The organism is Streptomyces lancefieldiae (assembly GCF_031845825.1).
In the GTDB taxonomy this organism is placed as follows: Bacteria; Actinomycetota; Actinomycetes; order Streptomycetales; family Streptomycetaceae; genus Streptomyces; species Streptomyces lancefieldiae.
Window position 1 is genome coordinate 13,639 of record NZ_JAVRFH010000024.1, and the last position, 15,809, is coordinate 29,447.

The 15,809-nt window shown below is 69.5% G+C and carries 19 protein-coding genes, 1 tRNA gene and 1 riboswitch; of the genes, 6 read left to right on the plus strand and 14 right to left on the minus strand.

Translation table 11 applies throughout. The annotated features are described in order from the left end of the window. Window positions 1-61: 61 nt before the first annotated feature. Window positions 62-2,467: a transglycosylase domain-containing protein gene (locus RM812_RS22695; protein ID WP_311575079.1), complete on the plus strand. Its 2,406-nt coding sequence runs from the start codon at window positions 62-64 to the stop codon at window positions 2,465-2,467. Between the two features lie 43 nt (window positions 2,468-2,510). On the opposite strand, the gene RM812_RS22700 is transcribed toward RM812_RS22695, so the two are convergent. The 3 genes from RM812_RS22700 to RM812_RS22710 all read right to left on the minus strand — a co-directional run bounded on the left by RM812_RS22700 (window position 2,511) and on the right by RM812_RS22710 (window position 3,715). Further along, the gene (locus tag RM812_RS22700) at window positions 2,511-2,831 is read right to left on the minus strand and encodes a DMT family transporter (RefSeq protein WP_311575080.1); all 321 of its coding nucleotides are present in this window, start codon (window positions 2,829-2,831) and stop codon (window positions 2,511-2,513) included. 32 nt (window positions 2,832-2,863) lie between these two features. Next, window positions 2,864-2,928, minus strand: a riboswitch (guanidine-III (ykkC-III) riboswitch). Between the two features lie 74 nt (window positions 2,929-3,002). Next, on the minus strand, window positions 3,003-3,359 hold the full coding sequence (locus RM812_RS22705; protein ID WP_217144067.1) for a GroES family chaperonin: 357 nt from the start codon (window positions 3,357-3,359) through the stop codon (window positions 3,003-3,005). 23 nt (window positions 3,360-3,382) lie between these two features. Continuing rightward, entirely contained in the window at window positions 3,383-3,715 is a 333-nt protein-coding gene (locus RM812_RS22710) for a DUF3618 domain-containing protein (RefSeq protein WP_311575081.1), read from the minus strand. Window positions 3,716-3,808: 93 nt separating this feature from the next. Here RM812_RS22710 and bcp point away from each other — a divergent pair, with 93 nt between their 5' ends. Further along, window positions 3,809-4,276, plus strand: a complete 468-nt coding sequence (gene bcp / locus RM812_RS22715) for a thioredoxin-dependent thiol peroxidase (RefSeq protein ID WP_311575082.1) — start codon at window positions 3,809-3,811, stop codon at window positions 4,274-4,276. 107 nt (window positions 4,277-4,383) lie between these two features. Then, window positions 4,384-4,459 (plus strand) — tRNA-Leu (locus RM812_RS22720). Between the two features lie 55 nt (window positions 4,460-4,514). Here RM812_RS22720 and rdgB read toward each other — a convergent pair. The 4 genes from rdgB to RM812_RS22740 form a co-directional block, all read right to left on the minus strand. Next, on the minus strand, window positions 4,515-5,117 hold the full coding sequence (gene rdgB / locus RM812_RS22725) for an RdgB/HAM1 family non-canonical purine NTP pyrophosphatase (protein ID WP_311575083.1): 603 nt from the start codon (window positions 5,115-5,117) through the stop codon (window positions 4,515-4,517). Between the two features lie 49 nt (window positions 5,118-5,166). Then, on the minus strand, window positions 5,167-5,574 hold the full coding sequence (locus RM812_RS22730; protein WP_311575084.1) for a hypothetical protein: 408 nt from the start codon (window positions 5,572-5,574) through the stop codon (window positions 5,167-5,169). Between the two features lie 179 nt (window positions 5,575-5,753). After that, window positions 5,754-6,491, minus strand: coding sequence for a ribonuclease PH (rph, locus tag RM812_RS22735; RefSeq protein ID WP_311575085.1), 738 nt, complete (start codon window positions 6,489-6,491; stop codon window positions 5,754-5,756). Between the two features lie 78 nt (window positions 6,492-6,569). Further along, complete coding sequence (locus RM812_RS22740; RefSeq protein ID WP_077801219.1) at window positions 6,570-6,803, minus strand: glucose PTS transporter subunit EIIB; 234 nt, start codon at window positions 6,801-6,803, stop codon at window positions 6,570-6,572. A 175-nt stretch (window positions 6,804-6,978) separates the two neighbouring features. Between RM812_RS22740 and RM812_RS22745 the strand changes: the two genes are divergently transcribed. Next, window positions 6,979-8,268 (plus strand): PTS transporter subunit EIIC, encoded by a 1,290-nt coding sequence (locus tag RM812_RS22745; RefSeq protein ID WP_311575086.1) that lies wholly within the window; start codon window positions 6,979-6,981, stop codon window positions 8,266-8,268. A 214-nt stretch (window positions 8,269-8,482) separates the two neighbouring features. Next, complete coding sequence (locus tag RM812_RS22750; protein WP_311575087.1) at window positions 8,483-9,733, plus strand: PTS transporter subunit EIIC; 1,251 nt, start codon at window positions 8,483-8,485, stop codon at window positions 9,731-9,733. 74 nt (window positions 9,734-9,807) lie between these two features. Here RM812_RS22750 and RM812_RS22755 read toward each other — a convergent pair whose 3' ends face one another. Further along, entirely contained in the window at window positions 9,808-10,560 is a 753-nt protein-coding gene (locus RM812_RS22755; RefSeq protein WP_311575088.1) for an MBL fold metallo-hydrolase, read from the minus strand. Between the two features lie 204 nt (window positions 10,561-10,764). Here RM812_RS22755 and RM812_RS22760 point away from each other — a divergent pair, with 204 nt between their 5' ends. Next, on the plus strand, window positions 10,765-11,229 hold the full coding sequence (locus RM812_RS22760; RefSeq protein WP_311575089.1) for a type II toxin-antitoxin system PemK/MazF family toxin: 465 nt from the start codon (window positions 10,765-10,767) through the stop codon (window positions 11,227-11,229). Window positions 11,230-11,239: 10 nt separating this feature from the next. Here RM812_RS22760 and RM812_RS22765 read toward each other — a convergent pair whose 3' ends face one another. The 6 genes from RM812_RS22765 to RM812_RS22790 all read right to left on the minus strand — a co-directional run bounded on the left by RM812_RS22765 (window position 11,240) and on the right by RM812_RS22790 (window position 15,802). Continuing rightward, complete coding sequence (locus tag RM812_RS22765) at window positions 11,240-12,190, minus strand: PLP-dependent cysteine synthase family protein (protein WP_311575090.1); 951 nt, start codon at window positions 12,188-12,190, stop codon at window positions 11,240-11,242. Between the two features lie 6 nt (window positions 12,191-12,196). Then, the gene (locus RM812_RS22770) at window positions 12,197-12,484 is read right to left on the minus strand and encodes a MoaD/ThiS family protein (RefSeq protein ID WP_311575091.1); all 288 of its coding nucleotides are present in this window, start codon (window positions 12,482-12,484) and stop codon (window positions 12,197-12,199) included. A 98-nt stretch (window positions 12,485-12,582) separates the two neighbouring features. Beyond that, the gene (locus RM812_RS22775) at window positions 12,583-12,678 is read right to left on the minus strand and encodes a putative leader peptide (protein ID WP_310873142.1); all 96 of its coding nucleotides are present in this window, start codon (window positions 12,676-12,678) and stop codon (window positions 12,583-12,585) included. A 119-nt stretch (window positions 12,679-12,797) separates the two neighbouring features. Beyond that, on the minus strand, window positions 12,798-13,220 hold the full coding sequence (locus RM812_RS22780; RefSeq protein ID WP_311575092.1) for a M67 family metallopeptidase: 423 nt from the start codon (window positions 13,218-13,220) through the stop codon (window positions 12,798-12,800). Window positions 13,221-13,370: 150 nt separating this feature from the next. After that, window positions 13,371-14,798, minus strand: a complete 1,428-nt coding sequence (locus tag RM812_RS22785; protein WP_311575093.1) for an amino acid permease — start codon at window positions 14,796-14,798, stop codon at window positions 13,371-13,373. Between the two features lie 395 nt (window positions 14,799-15,193). Then, window positions 15,194-15,802, minus strand: coding sequence for a DUF2017 domain-containing protein (locus RM812_RS22790; RefSeq protein ID WP_311575094.1), 609 nt, complete (start codon window positions 15,800-15,802; stop codon window positions 15,194-15,196). Between the last annotated feature and the right edge of the window lie 7 nt (window positions 15,803-15,809).

Genomic DNA, 15,809 nt, shown 5'->3' on the forward strand with positions numbered 1-15,809 from the left:
GAAGCGTACAAGGCCGTACGAGACCAGACCGTACGACGCGAAACAGGAGTCCGTGCACGAGATGAGCGACGAGCCGCAGCGGCAGCAGCCGAGCTGGGCGCCGGAACCGGCGACGGAGAAGAAGCCGAAGAAGCCGAAGAGGCCCAAGCGCACCGGATGGCGCCGGCTGATCCCGACCTGGCGCATGGTGCTCAGCACCGTCATCGTCGGCCTCCTGCTGATCGTCGGCGGCTTCTTCCTCGGCTACTCCCTGGTGAAGATCCCGTCCGCCAACGCGCTCGCCACCAAGCAGAGCAACGTCTACCTGTACGCCGACGGCAGCGTCCTCGCCCGCGACGGCGAGGTCAACCGCGAGAACGTCAACCTCGCCCGCATCTCCAAGGACGCCCAGCACGCCGTCCTGGCCGCCGAGGACCGCGACTTCTACACCGAGTCCGCCGTCGACCCCCAGGCGATGCTCCGGGCCGGCTGGAACACCGCCACCGGCAAGGGCAAGCAGTCCGGCTCCACGATCACCCAGCAGTACGTCAAGAACTACTACCTCGCCCAGGACCAGACCGTCACCCGCAAGGTGAAGGAGTTCTTCATCTCGATCAAGCTCGACCGGGAGAAGAGCAAGTCCGACATCCTCGAGGGCTACCTCAACACCAGCTTCTTCGGACGGGGCGCCTACGGCATCCAGGCCGCCGCCCAGGCCTACTACGGCATCGACGCCAAGGACCTCACCGCCGCCCAGGGCGCCTACCTCGCCTCACTGCTCAACGCACCCAGCGAGTACGACGTCGTCGCCCACCCCGAGAACAGGCCCGCCGTCGAGTCCCGCTGGAACTACGTCCTGGACGGCATGGTCAAGAAGAACTGGCTCAGCCGGTCCGAACGCACCGGCCTGACCTTCCCCATGCCCAAGGGGACCACCGTCTCCACCGGCATGTCCGGCCAGCGCGGCTACGTCGTCGGCATCGTCAAGGACTACCTGTTCAAGAACGACATCGTCAGCGAGGAGGAACTCAGCCGCGGCGGCTACCGGATCACCACCACCCTCCAGAAGGACAAGCAGGACGCCTTCGTCAAGGCCGTCGACGACAAGCTGATCTCCCAGCTCGACAAGGACCGCAAGGTCGACACCTACGTCCGCGCCGGCGGCGCCTCCGTCGACCCGAAGACCGGCGAGGTCGTCGCCATGTACAACGGCATCGACTACGTCAAGCAGTACACACCCAACGCCACCCGCCGCGACTTCCAGGTCGGCTCCACCTTCAAACCCTTCGTCTTCACCGCCGCCGTCGAGAACCACTCCCAGACCCAGGACGGCCGCAGGATCAACCCGAACACCCGCTACGACGGCACCAGCGAACGCCCCGTCCAGGGCTGGAGCGGCGGCCGCTACGCCCCGGAGAACGAGGACCACCGCGACTACGGCGACGTCACCGTCCGCGAGGCCACCGACAAGTCCATCAACGCCGTGTACGCCCAGATGGCCGTGGACGTCGGCTCCGACAAGGTCATGCAGACCGCGATCGACCTCGGGCTCTCCAAGAACACCCCCGAGCTGACACCCTCCCCCTCCATCGCCCTCGGCGTCGCCACCGCCAGCCCCCTCGACATGGCCGAGGCCTACGCGACCCTCGCCAACCACGGCCGGCACGGCACGTACACCCTGGTCGAGAAGGTCATGAAGGACGGCAAACACGAAGTGGAACTGCCCGAGCGGCAGGAACGGCAGGCCGTCAGCCGCGAGGCCGCCGACACCACCACCTCCGTCCTGCGCAGCGTCGTCGAGAACGGCACCGCCGTCGCCGCCCAGTCCGCGGGCCGCCCGGCGGCCGGCAAGACCGGCACCGCCGAGGAGGACACGGCCGCCTGGTTCGCCGGCTACACCCCCGAACTCGCCACCGTCGTCGCGGTCATGGGCCAGGACCCGGTCACCGCCGCCCACAAGCCGCTGTACGGCGCGATGGGCCTGGACCGGATCAACGGCGGCGGAGCACCCGCGGAGATCTGGGGCCAGTACACCCGCAACGCCCTCAAGGGCGAGCCGGTCACCGACTTCGACCTCCAGCTCCAGGCCGGCGCCGACGTCACCGAGGCCCCCTCCAGCAGCGCCTCCGACGAACCGGGCACCGGCGAGTCGAGCGGCAGCAGCGACCCGGACGACGAGGCCACCGGCGACGAGGAGACCGGCACCGGGGCCCCGAACCAGAACGGCGGCGCCGGCACCCCGACCGGCGACACCGGCACCGGCACCGGCGACCCCTCGACCGGCGGCCCCACCACGGGCGGCGCCACCAGCCGGCCGGGCCCCACCGGCGGCGGCGACGGTGGCGGCAACGACGGCGGTGGCGGTGGCGACGACGGCTCGTCGAACGGGGGCGACACCGAAGGCGGCGGCGACACCAGTGGAGCGGGCGGCGGCGACACGGACACCGGAACGGTCGCAGGCCTCCCCATCACACCCCCGGGCCAGTGACGCCGCACGGGGATCAGTGACCCGGGGATCGACGACCCGGGGATCAGTGACCCGAGGTCGCCTTCAGCCCCACCACGGCCACCAGCAGCAGACAGACGAAGAAGATCCGGGCGGCGGTCGCCGGCTCCCCCAGCACCACCATGCCGAGCACCGCCGCACCGGCCGCACCGATCCCCACCCACACGCCGTAGGCGGTACCGATGGGCAGCGTCCGGGCCGCGTACGACAGCAGCAGCATGCTGGCCACGATCCCGGCACCGGTGAACAGACTGGGCACGAGACGGGTGAAACCGTCCGTGTACTTCATCCCGATGGACCAGCCGACCTCGAGCAGACCGGCGACGACAAGCAGAACCCACGCCATGACAGGCACCTCCGTGGAGCGAACTGAACGGTGGTGCGTCGTCTTTTCCTCAACCCGGTACGGCGCGTCTCGTCGGGTGCCTCCAAGGTAGCAAAGACAGCGCGGAGGGGCCGGTGACCCTGGTCACCGGCCCCTCCGCGCTGCTCTACCGCTGCTCTACCGCTGCTCTGCCTACAAATACAGCCCGGTCGAATCCTCCGACCCCTCGAACCGGTCGGCGGCCACCGCGTGCAGATCCCGCTCGCGCATGAGCACGTACGCCGTGCCCCGCACCTCGACCTCCGCCCGGTCCTCCGGGTCGTACAGGACCCGGTCGCCCGGCTCCACGGTCCGCACGTTCTGCCCCACCGCGACGACCTCGGCCCAGGCCAGCCGCCGGCCGACCGCCGCCGTGGCCGGGATCAGGATGCCGCCCCCGGAACGCCGCTCGCCCTCACTGGTGTCCTGCCGCACGAGTACCCGGTCGTGCAGCATCCGGATGGGCAGCTTGTCGTCCGGGGAACTGTGCTGGTTTCTCTTGGCGCTCACGCCCCGAACCTACCTGGCCCCGCTCAACGCCTGCGCCGCCGGGTACCGCCCAGAGCGAGCAGCCCCACCACGCCGACGACGACGAGGGCGACGGGCACGACCCGCTCCAGCCGCGGCGCGCCCTCCTCGTCCACGAACCGCGACTTCACGTCGCTGACCACACGATTGACACCGACGTACGCCCGTCCGAGGGTGTGATCGACGCTGGAGGCGACCTTGGCCTTCGCATCGTCCATGATCGTCTTCGGGTGCACCCGCATCCCGAGCTCGTCGAGCGTTTCGGCCAGCACCTCGCGGCGGCGCTTGATGTCCGCCTCGATCTGCGCCGGGGTTCTGATGTCCGACGTGTCCGCCACCGTACGGCCTCCGAAGTCTGCTGACGCTGTTCCGGACAGTCTGTCAGCTCCGGCTCACGCCGCACTGTCAGGACCCCCCGTTACCCTGGATCGATGAGCGAGCGACTGCAGCCGGGGGACCCGGCCCCCGCCTTCACCCTCCCGGACGCCGACGGCAACGAGGTGTCCCTGGCCGACCACAAGGGCCGCAAGGTCATCGTCTACTTCTACCCCGCTGCCCTTACCCCGGGCTGCACGAAGCAGGCGTGCGACTTCACGGACAACCTGGAGCTGCTGGCGGGCGCCGGGTACGACGTGATCGGCATCTCCCCGGACAAGCCGGAGAAGCTCGCCAAGTTCCGCGACACCGAGTCCCTCGAGGTCACCCTCCTCGCCGACCCGGACAAGAAGGTCCTCGACGCGTACGGCGCCTTCGGCGAGAAGAAGAACTACGGCAAGACCTACATGGGCGTCATCCGCTCCACGATCGTCGTGGACGAGGAGGGCAAGGTCGAACGCGCCCTGTACAACGTCCGCGCGACGGGCCACGTCGCCAAGATCATCAAGGACCTGGGGATCTGACGATCCCCACGGGGCCCGTACAGTTCGGGCGCCACACCGTCACCGGCACCTGCCGCGGAGGAGGCCGACGAACCTCACCCGGCGCCCAGTAGAGTAGGCACCGCTGAGGGCCCGTACCCCAGCTGGCCAAGAGGGCGCCGGTTTAGGTCCGGTGTGTCGTGGGTTCGAGTCCCACCGGGCCCACAGGGAGAACAGGCCCCGCACCTTCGATTCGTTGATGCGGGGCCGTTCCGTCGAGTCAGCCGAGCAGCTCCCGCACCACCGGTACCAGGGCCCGGAACGCCTTGCCGCGGTGGCTGATCGCGTTCTTCTCGGCCGCCGTCAGTTCCGCGCAGGTGCGGGTCTCGCCCTCCGGCTGGAGGATCGGGTCGTAGCCGAAGCCGCCCGTGCCGGCGGGCTCGTGGCGCAGCGTGCCCCTGAGTTGGCCCTCGACCACGCGCTCCGTGCCGTCGGGCAGGGCCAGTGCCGCCGCGCAGGCGAAGTGGGCGCCGCGGTGTTCGTCCGCGATGTCGGCGATCTGGGCGAGGAGGAGGTCCAGGTTGGCCTGGTCGTCGCCGTGGGTGCCGGACCAGCGGGCGGAGAAGATGCCGGGGGCGCCGTTCAGGACGTCGACGCAGAGGCCGGAGTCGTCGGCGACGGCGGGGAGGCCGGTGGCCCGGGCGAGGGCGTGGGCCTTGAGGAGGGCGTTCTCGGCGAAGGTGACGCCGGTTTCCTTGACGTCGGGGATCTCGGGGTAGGCGTCCGCGCCGACGAGGTCGTGGGGCAGGCCCGCGTCGGCGAGGATGGCCCTCAGTTCGGTGATCTTTCCGGCGTTGCGGGTGGCGAGGATCAGGCGGGTCATGGGGTCCAGTATCCCGGGCCCTCGCCGGACCGCTCTCACCTGCTCCGGCTTACGGCGTGCAGACCTTCGTCAGTTCGCCCGCCGCGTCGGTGACGGGGCTGAGGTCGGGGGTCTTGTCGCCGTTCTCGACCGAGGTGCGGACGTTGTCGACGGCCTTGCCGAGGTCGTCGACCGCCTTGTTGACGTCGGTGTTGTCGGTCTGGTCGCCGATCTTGTCGAGGTTCTTGTCTATGGAGTTGAGGGATTCCTCGAGTTGCGTCGGGTCGTTGGACGCGTTCTCCACGGCCTGCTGGAGTGCGGTGACGCTGTCGGCTATGGCGTCGGCGGTGCGGACGCAGTCGAGGGCCTTGTCCACGGCGTCGCAGCCGGTGGTGAGGCCGGCCGTGAGGGCGACGGCCGCCACGGTGGCGGCGGTGGCGGCGGTGCGGCGGAGGCGGCGGTGGCGGGGCGCGGCCATGGGTCTCGGTCCTTCCCTTGAGACTGGGCCGGGCGGCCCGTGTGCGGTGTGGTGCGGGGTCGGGCGTACGGCGGGTGGGGCCGTACGCAGGACGGGTTGTCCTACCCCTAGTGACGCGCTGATGGGCGGCGGAGTTGCGTACTCCGTCGCCCTTCCTTGATGCGCTTTTGGGGTTCTCTTTACCTTTCGAGGACCGTGTCGAGTGCCTTGCGCTGGAGGTCGGCCAGTTCGGTGCAGCCGGCGGTGGCGAGGTCGAGGAGGGTGTTGAGTTCCTCGCGGGCGAAGGGCTCGGCCTCGGCGGTGCCCTGGACCTCGACGAAGCGTCCGTCGCCGGTGCAGACGACGTTCATGTCGGTGTCGGCGCGTACGTCTTCCTCGTAGCGGAGGTCGAGGAGCGGGGTGCCGTCGACGATGCCGACGGAGACGGCGGAGACGGTGCCGGTGAGGGGCTTGCGGCTGGGCCTGATGAGCTTCTTGCCCTGGGCCCAGGCGACGGCGTCGGCCAGCGCGACGTAGGCGCCCGTGATGGCGGCGGTGCGGGTGCCGCCGTCGGCCTGGAGTACGTCGCAGTCGAGGACGATGGTGTTCTCGCCGAGCGCCTTGTAGTCGATGACGGCGCGCAGGGAGCGGCCGATGAGGCGGCTGATCTCGTGGGTGCGGCCGCCGATGCGGCCCTTGACGGATTCGCGGTCGCCGCGGGTGTTGGTGGCGCGGGGGAGCATGGCGTATTCGGCGGTGACCCAGCCTTCGCCGCTGCCCTTGCGCCAGCGGGGGACGCCTTCGGTGACGGAGGCGGTGCAGAGGACTTTGGTGTCGCCGAAGGAGACGAGGACGGAGCCTTCGGCGTGCTTGCTCCAGCCGCGTTCGATGGTGACGGGGCGGAGCTGTTGGGGGGTGCGGCCGTCGATGCGTGACATGCGGGTGAGCCTAGCGGCCCATGGGGAAGGGGCCTTCCCCCGCTGTGGAGAAGGCCCCTTGCCGGTGAACCGGGTGGTTCACATCATGTCTTCGATTTCCGCGGCGATCGGGTCGGCGTCGGTGCCGATGACGACCTGGATGGCGGTGCCCATCTTGACGACGCCGTGGGCGCCGGCGGCCTTGAGGGCGGCTTCGTCGACCAGGGCGGGGTCGTTGACCTCGGTGCGGAGGCGGGTGATGCAGCCTTCGATCTCGTCGATGTTGTCGATGCCGCCGAGGCCGGCGACGATCTTCTCAGCCTTGCTGGCCATGTTCTTTCTCCCTGATCCGAACCGCTTTGTCGCAGTAACCCACAGTTGGCCCATCTTCGCGAGCGGTCATGCGGTGTGTACCGAATGATGGCGTCACGACAGCGGAACCGTTTGTCAGCTGGTCTACACCACCAGACTGACGGCCGCCAAACCGCCTCCCCCACAAGGAGCCCGGATGAGCGCCGACAGCGCGGTCAGTCCCGCCCGCGCCCGCTGGAACGCGTGGTTCCAGGGGTTGCAGAAGATGGGTCGCAGTCTTCAGCTGCCCATCGCGGTGCTGCCCGCCGCGGGCATTCTCAACCGGCTGGGGCAGCCGGACCTGTTCGGGGACGAGGGGCTGGGCTGGACCGATGTCTCCAAGGTGATGGCGGGGGCGGGCGGGGCGCTGCTCGACGGTTCGCTGGGGCTGCCGCTGCTGTTCTGCGTCGGGGTGGCCATCGGCATGGCGAAGAAGGCCGACGGGTCGACGGCGCTGGCGGCGGTGGCGGGGTTCCTCGTCTACTACAACGTGCTGCGGCAGTTCCCTCAGGATTGTCCGAGCGGGGCGAAGACGGTCGCGGGGGTGGGCTGCCAGACCTCGGCCGGGGCGGTGACGGCCTTCACGTACCAGAATCCGGGTGTCTTCGGCGGCATCGTCATCGGTCTGCTGGCGGCGTTCTTCTGGCAGCGTTTCCACCGGACGAGGCTGGTGGACTGGCTGGGCTTCTTCAACGGCCGGCGGCTGGTGCCGATCATCATGGCGTTCGTGTCGATCGCCTTCGCGGTGCTGTGCCTGTGGGTGTGGCCGGCGATCGGGGACGCGCTGGAGACCTTCAGTGACTGGCTGTCGGGGCTGGGCGCGTGGGGTGCGGGTGTGTTCGGGTTGGCGAACCGGGCGTTGCTGGTGATCGGCCTGCATCAGTTCCTGAACGTGCCGATGTGGTTCCAGTTCGGTTCGTACACGAAGCCGGACGGCACGGTGGTGCACGGGGACATCAACATGTTCCTGGCGGGTGATCCGGACGCGGGTCAGTTCACGAGCGGCTTCTTTCCGATCATGATGTTCGCGCTGCCGGCCGCGGCGCTGGCGATCACGCACTGCGCGAAGCCGCACCGGCGCAAGGAGGTCGGCGGTCTCATGCTGTCGGTGGCGTTGACGTCGTTCGTGACGGGGATCACGGAGCCGCTGGAGTACTCGTTCCTGTTCGTCGCGCCGCTGTTGTACGGGATGCACGCGGTGCTGACGGGCGTGTCGATGGCGGTGACGTGGGGGCTGGGCGTGCACGACGGGTTCAGCTTCTCGGCGGGGCTGATCGACTACGTGATCAACTGGAATCTGGCGACGCGGCCGTGGCTGATCATTCCGATCGGTCTGTGTTTCGCGGTGGTGTACTACGTCGTCTTCCGGTTCGCGATCACGAAGTTCGATCTGAGGACTCCGGGGCGGGAGCCCGAGGAGGAGGTGGAGGACGTCACCAAGGTGTAGCGCTCACGTACCCTTGGGGTGTGGTCTCGCGAAGGCCCCCGGACCTCGGTCCGGGGGCCTTCGGCGCGCCCTCGCGCGGGCGCCCGCGGGGGCTTGACCGGGTACGGGGCGTAGTGCCTCCGTCGCGCAATCACGGGTTCCTTACGCAGCCTTCATCGTGCTACAACAGGTCTACACCACTGAGTGGTGTAGACCATCACCCGATGGAGGACGTATGAGCACCGCCACCGCAACGGCGGCCCCCGCAAAGAAGCGGGGACAGGGCCTTTTCCAGGGCCTGCAGAAGGTCGGCCGCAGCCTGCAGCTCCCGATCGCCGTACTGCCGGCGGCGGGCATCATGGTCCGGCTCGGCCAGGACGACATCTTCGGCAAGGACGGTCTCGGCTGGGACAAGGTCGCCGCCGTCTTCAACAACGCGGGCGGTGCCCTCACCGGCTCGCTGCCGATCCTGTTCTGCATAGGTGTCGCCATCGGCTTCGCCAAGAAGGCGGACGGCTCGACGGCGCTGGCCGCGGTGGTCGGATTCCTCGTCTACAGCAAGGTGCTGGAGGCCTTCCCGGTCACCGAGGCGGTGGTCCAGGACGGTGCGGACGTCGCCGCGACGTACAACAACCCAGGTGTGCTCGGCGGCATCATCATGGGTCTGCTCTCCGCCGTGCTGTGGCAGCGGTTCCACCGCACCAAGCTGGTGGACTGGCTCGGCTTCTTCAACGGCCGCCGCCTGGTGCCGATCATCATGGCGTTCGTCGGCATCGTCGTCGGTGTCTTCTTCGGCCTGGTCTGGGAGCCCATCGGCAACGGCATCTCCGACTTCGGCGAGTGGATGACCGGCCTCGGCGCGGGCGGTTCCGCCCTCTTCGGTGGCGTCAACCGCGCTCTGATCCCGGTCGGCATGCACCAGTTCGTGAACACCGTCGCCTGGTTCCAGCTCGGTGACTTCACGGACGCCGCGGGCCAGGTCTGGCAGGGCGACATCCCGCGCTTCCTGCACGGTGACCCGTCCGCGGGCATGTTCCAGGCGGGCTTCTTCCCGATCATGATGTTCGGTCTGCCGGCCGCCGCCCTGGCCATGGCGCACACCGCCCGTCCCGAGCGCCGCAAGGCCGTCCTCGGCATGATGGTCTCGCTCGCCCTGACCTCGTTCGTCACCGGTGTGACCGAGCCGATCGAGTTCTCGTTCATGTTCATCGCGCCGCTGCTGTACGTCATCCACGCGCTGCTCACCGCGGCGTCGATGGCGGTCACGTGGGGGCTGGGCGTGCACGACGGGTTCAACTTCTCGGCGGGCGCGATCGACTTCCTGCTGAACCTGAACCTGGCCACCAAGCCCTGGCTGATCATCCCGATCGGCCTGGTGTTCGCGGCGATCTACTACGTGACGTTCCGCTTCGCGATCGTCAAGTTCGACCTGAAGACCCCGGGCCGCGAGCCCGAGGAGGAGGTCGAGGACCTCACGAAGGCGTGAGTCCCCGCCGTACGGCATGACGAAGGCCCCGGAACCGGGAAGGTTCCGGGGCCTCCGCCATGTCCGCGTGCGCCCTAGATCTCGTACACCGCCCCCGGCGCCGCCAGGTGCACCGGCCCGTCGTAGACCTCCCGCGCGTGGGCCAGGTTGACCTGGGGGTCGGTCCACGGGGGGATGTGGGTGAGGACCAGGCGCCGGGCGTCGGCGCGGGCGGCGCTCTCGCCCGCCTCGCGGCCGTTGAGGTGCAGGTCGGGGATGTTCTCCTTGCCGTGCGTGAAGGCGGCCTCACACAGGAACAGGTCGGTGCCGCGGGCGAGTTCGTCCAGCGTGGCGGTGACGCCCGTGTCGCCGGAGTAGGTCAGCGACCGGCCGTCGTGCTCGACGCGGACGGCGTAGGCCTCCACGGGGTGGGCGACGCGTTCGGTGTGCACGGTGAAGGGTCCGACCTCGAAGGTGGACGGCTTGACCGTGTGGAAGTCGAAGACCTCGCTCATGGACGAGGCGGAGGGCGTGTCGGCGTAGGCGGTGGTGAGCCGGTGCTCGGTGCCCTCGGGTCCGAAGACCGGCAGGGGCTCGCAGCGACCGCCGTCGTGCCGGTAGTAGCGCGCCACGAAATAGGCGCACATGTCGATGCAGTGGTCGGCGTGCAGGTGGCTGAGGAAGATCGCGTCGAGGTCGTAGAGACCGCAGTGGCGCTGCAGCTCGCCGAGGGCGCCGTTGCCCATGTCGAGGAGCAGCCGGAAGCCGTCGGCCTCTACGAGGTAGCTCGAGCAGGCCGATTCCGCGGACGGGAACGACCCCGAGCAGCCGACGACGGTGAGCTTCATGAAGCAGAAACCTCCGCTGGCGCGTGTGGAGTGACGGGGGTCGTGCGGTTTGTCGAGCGTAAGGCGCAAAACCTTTGGTCGCTCCTCCGCCAGGGGCCGTTGTGGGCGAACTCACCTGTGGTGTCACCGGTTCGGCTGGAAGCGGGGCGCTCGGGGCCGTCCAGGGGGCGCGTGCGCGGAGTGTGCGCCGGTACCGTCGTCGGTATGGACACGTCCTGGTGGCTCGCTCTCGCGGCGGTGGTGGTGCTGGCGTTCGTCGCCGCGGTCGTCGACGGCCGCGGCCGGGGGCGGCGTCCGCCCCGGGCGGGAGGCATCCGGCGTCCGCCGGGCCGGCCGACGGGACCGGGGGGACGGGCGGTCCGGCCGCGGCCCGCGGAGATCTGGTGGGCGAACGTGCCGTACGAGGACGTGGCGGGTGCGAAGGACCGGCCGTGTCTGGTGATCGCGGTGCGCGGGCGGCGCGTGCTCGTCGCGAAGATCACCAGCCGGTACCGGGACGAGCGGGCGGGGGTGATCCCGTTGCCGCCGGGCTCGGTCGGGGACGCGCGGGGGCGGACGAGTTTCCTGGAGACGGACGAGCTGCGGGAGGTGCCGGTGGGGGATTTCCGGCGCCGGGTGGGGGTGGTGGACCCGGTCCTGTGGGACCAGGTCCGTCACCTCGCGCGGTAGTGCCGCCCCGTCAGGCCCAGAGCTGGCCCTGGAGGGTCTCGATGGCCTCTTCGGTGGTGGCCGCCGTGTAGACGCCGGTGGAGAGGTACTTCCAGCCGCCGTCGGCGACGACGAAGACGATGTCGGCGCTCTCGCCGGCCTTCACCGCCTTGTTGCCGACGCCGATCGCGGCGTGCAGGGCGGCGCCGGTGGAGACGCCCGCGAAGATGCCCTCCTGCTGGAGGAGTTCCCGGGTGCGGGTGACCGCGTCGGCGGAGCCCACGGAGAACCGGGTGGTGAGGACGGAGGCGTCGTAGAGCTCGGGTACGAAGCCCTCGTCGAGGTTGCGCAGGCCGTAGACCAGGTCGTCGTAGCGCGGTTCGGCGGCGACGATCTTCACGTCGGGCTTTTGCTCGCGCAGGTAGCGGCCGACGCCCATCAGGGTGCCGGTGGTGCCGAGGCCGGCCACGAAGTGGGTGACGGAGGGGAGGTCGGCGAGGATCTCCGGGCCGGTCGTCGCGTAGTGGGCGCCGGCGTTGTCCGGGTTGCCGTACTGGTAGAGCATCACCCAGTCCGGGTGCTCGGCCGAGAGCTCCTTGGCGACCCGTACGGCGGTGTTGGAGCCGCCCGCGGCCGGGGAGGAGATGATCTCCGCGCCCCACATGGCGAGCAGGTCCCGGCGCTCCTGGGAGGTGTTCTCGGGCATCACGCAGACGATGCGGTAGCCCTTGAGCCGGGCGGCCATGGCCAGCGAGATGCCGGTGTTGCCGCTGGTCGGCTCGAGGATGGTGCAGCCCGGGGTGAGGCGGCCGTCCTTCTCCGCCTGCTCGATCATGTGGAGCGCGGGGCGGTCCTTGACGGAGCCGGTCGGGTTGCGGTCCTCCAGCTTGGCCCAGATGCGGACGTCGGCGGACGGCGAGAGCCGCGGCAGGCGCACCAGAGGGGTGTTGCCCACCGCGGCCAGCGGGGAGTCGTAACGCATCGCGGGTCAGGCCATGCCGCCGGCGACGGCCGGCAGGATCGTGATGCTGTCGCCGTCGGTCAGCTTGGTGTCGATGCCGTCCAGGAAGCGGACGTCCTCGTCGTTCAGGTAGACGTTGACGAAGCGGCGGAGCTGGTCGCCGTTCTCCTGGTCGACGAGGCGGGCCCGGATGCCCGCGTGCCGGGTCTCGAGGTCGGCGAAGAGCTCGGTGAGGGTGTCCCCGGTGCCCTCCACCGCCTTCTGGCCGTCGGTGTACTGGCGGAGGATGGTCGGGATGCGGACCTCGATGGCCATGGCTGAGGGCTCCTGTCGGAAGGTGTCGTGGGTTCGGAAGCGCGCGGCGGCACGCGGCGGCCCGCCGCGGCTCACGGCCGTACGGCGGCAGCGGAAGATCAACAGATGGCGCTGTTCAGCCTGCACAGGTCGACGTGCAGGCGCGCCACGAGCAGCGTGCCCGGCGCCTTTTCGCTCACGTCGAGAAGAACCATGGGGTCATCGTATCGATTCCCGGTCCGGCTTCCGGAAGCCGATCTCATTGTTCGGACACATTCCATCCGGGGTTCGAGATGGGGCGGGGTTCGTCGGGGTCCGTCGGGGTCCGTCGGGGTCAGTACGCCTCGACGACCTCGACCTCCTCCTCCGTGACCTCTCCTTCCAGGATCCGGAACGACCTGAACTGGAAGTCGCCGGCGCCGTCGGTGTCCGCCGTGGAGACCAGGACGTAGTGGGCGCCGGGCTCGTTGGCGTAGCTGATGTCGGTGCGGGAGGGGTAGGCCTCGGTGGCGGTGTGGGAGTGGTAGATGACCACCGGCTCCTCGTCGCGGTCGTCCATCTCGCGGTAGAGCTTCAGCAGGTCCTGCGAGTCGAACTCGTAGAAGGTGGGCGAGCGGGCGGCGTTGAGCATGGGGACGAACCGTTCGGGGCGGCCCTGGCCCACCGGACCGGCCACCACGCCGCACGCCTCGTCGGGGTGGTCCTCGCGCGCGTGGGCGACGATCTGGTCGTACAGGGCCTGTGTGATGGTCAGCATGCGGTCAGCATAAGCAGAAGGGCCGGCCCGTACCGATGGGTGGTACGGACCGGCCCATATGCCGGACAGCGTGAGCGGCGGCCGGGCCGGGAGGGGGTGCCACGAGCACCCCGTGCGGCCGGACGTCGGCGGCGCCGTGGGGGGCGCCGGTCAGCCGATCTTCTCGAACTCCGGCTCGCCGCGCCGCTGGGTGACCTCCGGGTTGCGGCTCTTGAGCACCGCCCAGCCGATGCCGAGGGCGGCGGCCCAGCCGGCCATCACGTAGAGGCAGATGCGGGCGTCCGCGTCGTAGGCGATCAGGCCGGTGACGAAGAGCAGGAAGGCGATGGCGACGTAGGAGCACACCGAGCCGCCGGGTGCCGGGAAGGAGGAGGCGGGCAGGCGGCCCGCGACGACCTTGCGGCGGTAGAGGACGTGGCTGATCAGGATCATCAGCCAGGTCCAGATGCCGGCGGCGGTGGCGACGGAGGTGACGTAGCCGAAGGCCTTCTCCGGGACGATGTAGTTCAGGATCACGCCGATGCCCATGAAGATCACCGAGATGCCGATGCCGAGGGCCGGGGTCTTGGTGGACGACAGCCGGCTGAAGACCCTGGGCGCCTCGCCGTTGTCCGCGAGGGTGCGCAGCATGCGGCCCGTGGAGTACATGCCGGAGTTGCAGGAGGACAGGGCGGCGGTGAGCACGACGAAGTTGACGATGCCGGCGCCGGCCGGGATGCCGATGACCGTGAAGGCCTTCACGAAGGGGCTGACGCCCTCGGCGAACTCGGTCCACTTCACCACGGCCAGGATGACGGTGAGGGCACCGACGTAGAACAGGGCGATGCGCCACGGCAGGGTGTTGATCGCCTTGGGGAGGGTCTTCTCCGGGTCCTCGGACTCGCCGGCGGTGACGCCGACCAGCTCGACGGCGAGGTAGGCGAACATGACGCCCTGGAGGGTCATCAGGGAGGAGCCGATGCCCTTGGGGAAGAAGCCGTCGAACTCCCACAGGTTGGAGACGGCGGCGGTGTCGCCGGCCTGGCTGAAGCCGAGGGTGAGCACGCCGACGCCGATCACGATCATGCCGATGATGGCGGTGACCTTGACCATCGAGAACCAGAACTCGATCTCGCCGAAGAGCTTCACCGAGATCAGGTTGGCCGCGAACAGCAGGACCAGGAAGACCAGGGCGGAGACCCACTGCGGGATGTCCGGGAACCAGTAGTGGATGTAGATGGCGGCGGCGGTGAGTTCCGCCATGCCGGTGACCACCCACATCAGCCAGTAGGTCCAGCCGGTGAAGTAGCCGAAGAAGGGGCCGAGGAATTCGCGTGAGTACTCGGCGAAGGAGCCCGAGACCGGGCGGTAGAGCAGGAGCTCGCCGAGCGCCCGCATGATGAAGAAGATGATCACGCCTGCGAGGGCGTACATGAGGATGATGCTGGGGCCGGCCTTGGCGATGTTGGCCCCGGCGCCCAGGAAGAGGCCGACGCCGATGGCGCCGCCGATGGCGATCATCTGGACCTGGCGGCTGCCCAGCCCGCGCTCGTAGCCCTCTTCGGGGGCTTTCTCCGTGTCGACCTGCGCAGAGGTCATGTGTGGTGCGCCTTTCTCCATGCCGATCCGGGCCTTTCGTCGGCCTCGGATCGGATCTCGATCCCCCCGGATGATGGAGCTGAGCGGGCCTCACGTCCCGCTCGTGCCTGGCCGGCGGTCCGCCGGCTCGGTGGCGCACCCGGCCGAACATTCGGGTGGTGTTCGCCGGGCGGTCGTGAAGATTTACCACGACCGCAGCGCTGATCACAGGGGCGGCCTGTGATGTGTCGCACAAGCAGAAGCGGACGAACGGCGCCCTTGAGGTGCAAAAAGGGCGCCGCTTTGACGGGATCGTTATCCGGATTTGATGAACCGCTGAGCGGACACGGAGCGTGCGCGGAGGGTGGTGGCGGGTGTGGTGCCGAGTGTGGCGGGTGTGGTGCGAACCGCCCTGTTCAGGGCATGAGGGTCGCGACGAGCGACTCCTGGAGCCCGCCGAGCCACAGGTACGCCATCACCATCGGCTTGCGCGGGTCCTCGTCCGGGAGCCGGTAGAGCAGGTCGGTGTCGTCCTCGTCGGCGATCTCCAGCCGGGAGCCGATCGCCAGGCGCAGGTCGTTCAGGGCACCGAGCCACTGCCGGGACTCCTCGGCCGACAGCTTCAGCACCGCCCCGCTCTCGCCCGCCGCCTCGGACGCCAGGGCGTCCAGGGCACGGATCACCGCGAGCGCGTTCTCGCGCTTGCCGGCGCGCAGGTCGTTCTCGGTGTAGCGGCGGAACTCGGCGGAGTGCGCCCGCTGCTCCTCTGCCTCCTTGGCCTGCGGGGTGCCCTCGGGGTCGCCGTAGGCGTCCGGGAACAGGCGGCGCAGCACCGGGTCGGAGGGCGGTTCGCTCGGGCCCTCGGCGAAGAGTTCGGCGAGCGGGTCGTCGGAGGCGTTCTCGGCGGGACCGGGTCCGATCAGCTCCAGGAGCTGGACGGCCAGGGACCGGATGATGGAGATCTCGACGTCGTCGAGGGCGACGGCCGCGCCGCCGCCGGGGATCGGTTCGAATTGTCCGGGCATGAAGGCG

Bases quoted from the DNA above. Each gene is read 5' to 3' on its own strand.
- RM812_RS22695 (WP_311575079.1), top strand. From the start codon at position 62: ATGAGCGACGAGCCGCAGCGGCAGCAGCCGAGCTGGGCGCCGGAACCG.
- RM812_RS22700 (WP_311575080.1), bottom strand. From the start codon at position 2,831: ATGGCGTGGGTTCTGCTTGTCGTCGCCGGTCTGCTCGAGGTCGGCTGG.
- bcp (WP_311575082.1), top strand. From the start codon at position 3,809: ATGAGCGAGCGACTGCAGCCGGGGGACCCGGCCCCCGCCTTCACCCTC.
- rdgB (WP_311575083.1), bottom strand. From the start codon at position 5,117: ATGACCCGCCTGATCCTCGCCACCCGCAACGCCGGAAAGATCACCGAA.
- RM812_RS22730 (WP_311575084.1), bottom strand. From the start codon at position 5,574: ATGGCCGCGCCCCGCCACCGCCGCCTCCGCCGCACCGCCGCCACCGCC.
- rph (WP_311575085.1), bottom strand. From the start codon at position 6,491: ATGTCACGCATCGACGGCCGCACCCCCCAACAGCTCCGCCCCGTCACC.
- RM812_RS22740 (WP_077801219.1), bottom strand. From the start codon at position 6,803: ATGGCCAGCAAGGCTGAGAAGATCGTCGCCGGCCTCGGCGGCATCGAC.
- RM812_RS22745 (WP_311575086.1), top strand. From the start codon at position 6,979: ATGAGCGCCGACAGCGCGGTCAGTCCCGCCCGCGCCCGCTGGAACGCG.
- RM812_RS22750 (WP_311575087.1), top strand. From the start codon at position 8,483: ATGAGCACCGCCACCGCAACGGCGGCCCCCGCAAAGAAGCGGGGACAG.
- RM812_RS22755 (WP_311575088.1), bottom strand. From the start codon at position 10,560: ATGAAGCTCACCGTCGTCGGCTGCTCGGGGTCGTTCCCGTCCGCGGAA.
- RM812_RS22760 (WP_311575089.1), top strand. From the start codon at position 10,765: ATGGACACGTCCTGGTGGCTCGCTCTCGCGGCGGTGGTGGTGCTGGCG.
- RM812_RS22765 (WP_311575090.1), bottom strand. From the start codon at position 12,190: ATGCGTTACGACTCCCCGCTGGCCGCGGTGGGCAACACCCCTCTGGTG.
- RM812_RS22770 (WP_311575091.1), bottom strand. From the start codon at position 12,484: ATGGCCATCGAGGTCCGCATCCCGACCATCCTCCGCCAGTACACCGAC.
- RM812_RS22775 (WP_310873142.1), bottom strand. From the start codon at position 12,678: ATGGTTCTTCTCGACGTGAGCGAAAAGGCGCCGGGCACGCTGCTCGTG.
- RM812_RS22780 (WP_311575092.1), bottom strand. From the start codon at position 13,220: ATGCTGACCATCACACAGGCCCTGTACGACCAGATCGTCGCCCACGCG.
- RM812_RS22785 (WP_311575093.1), bottom strand. From the start codon at position 14,798: ATGACCTCTGCGCAGGTCGACACGGAGAAAGCCCCCGAAGAGGGCTAC.
- RM812_RS22790 (WP_311575094.1), bottom strand. From the start codon at position 15,802: ATGCCCGGACAATTCGAACCGATCCCCGGCGGCGGCGCGGCCGTCGCC.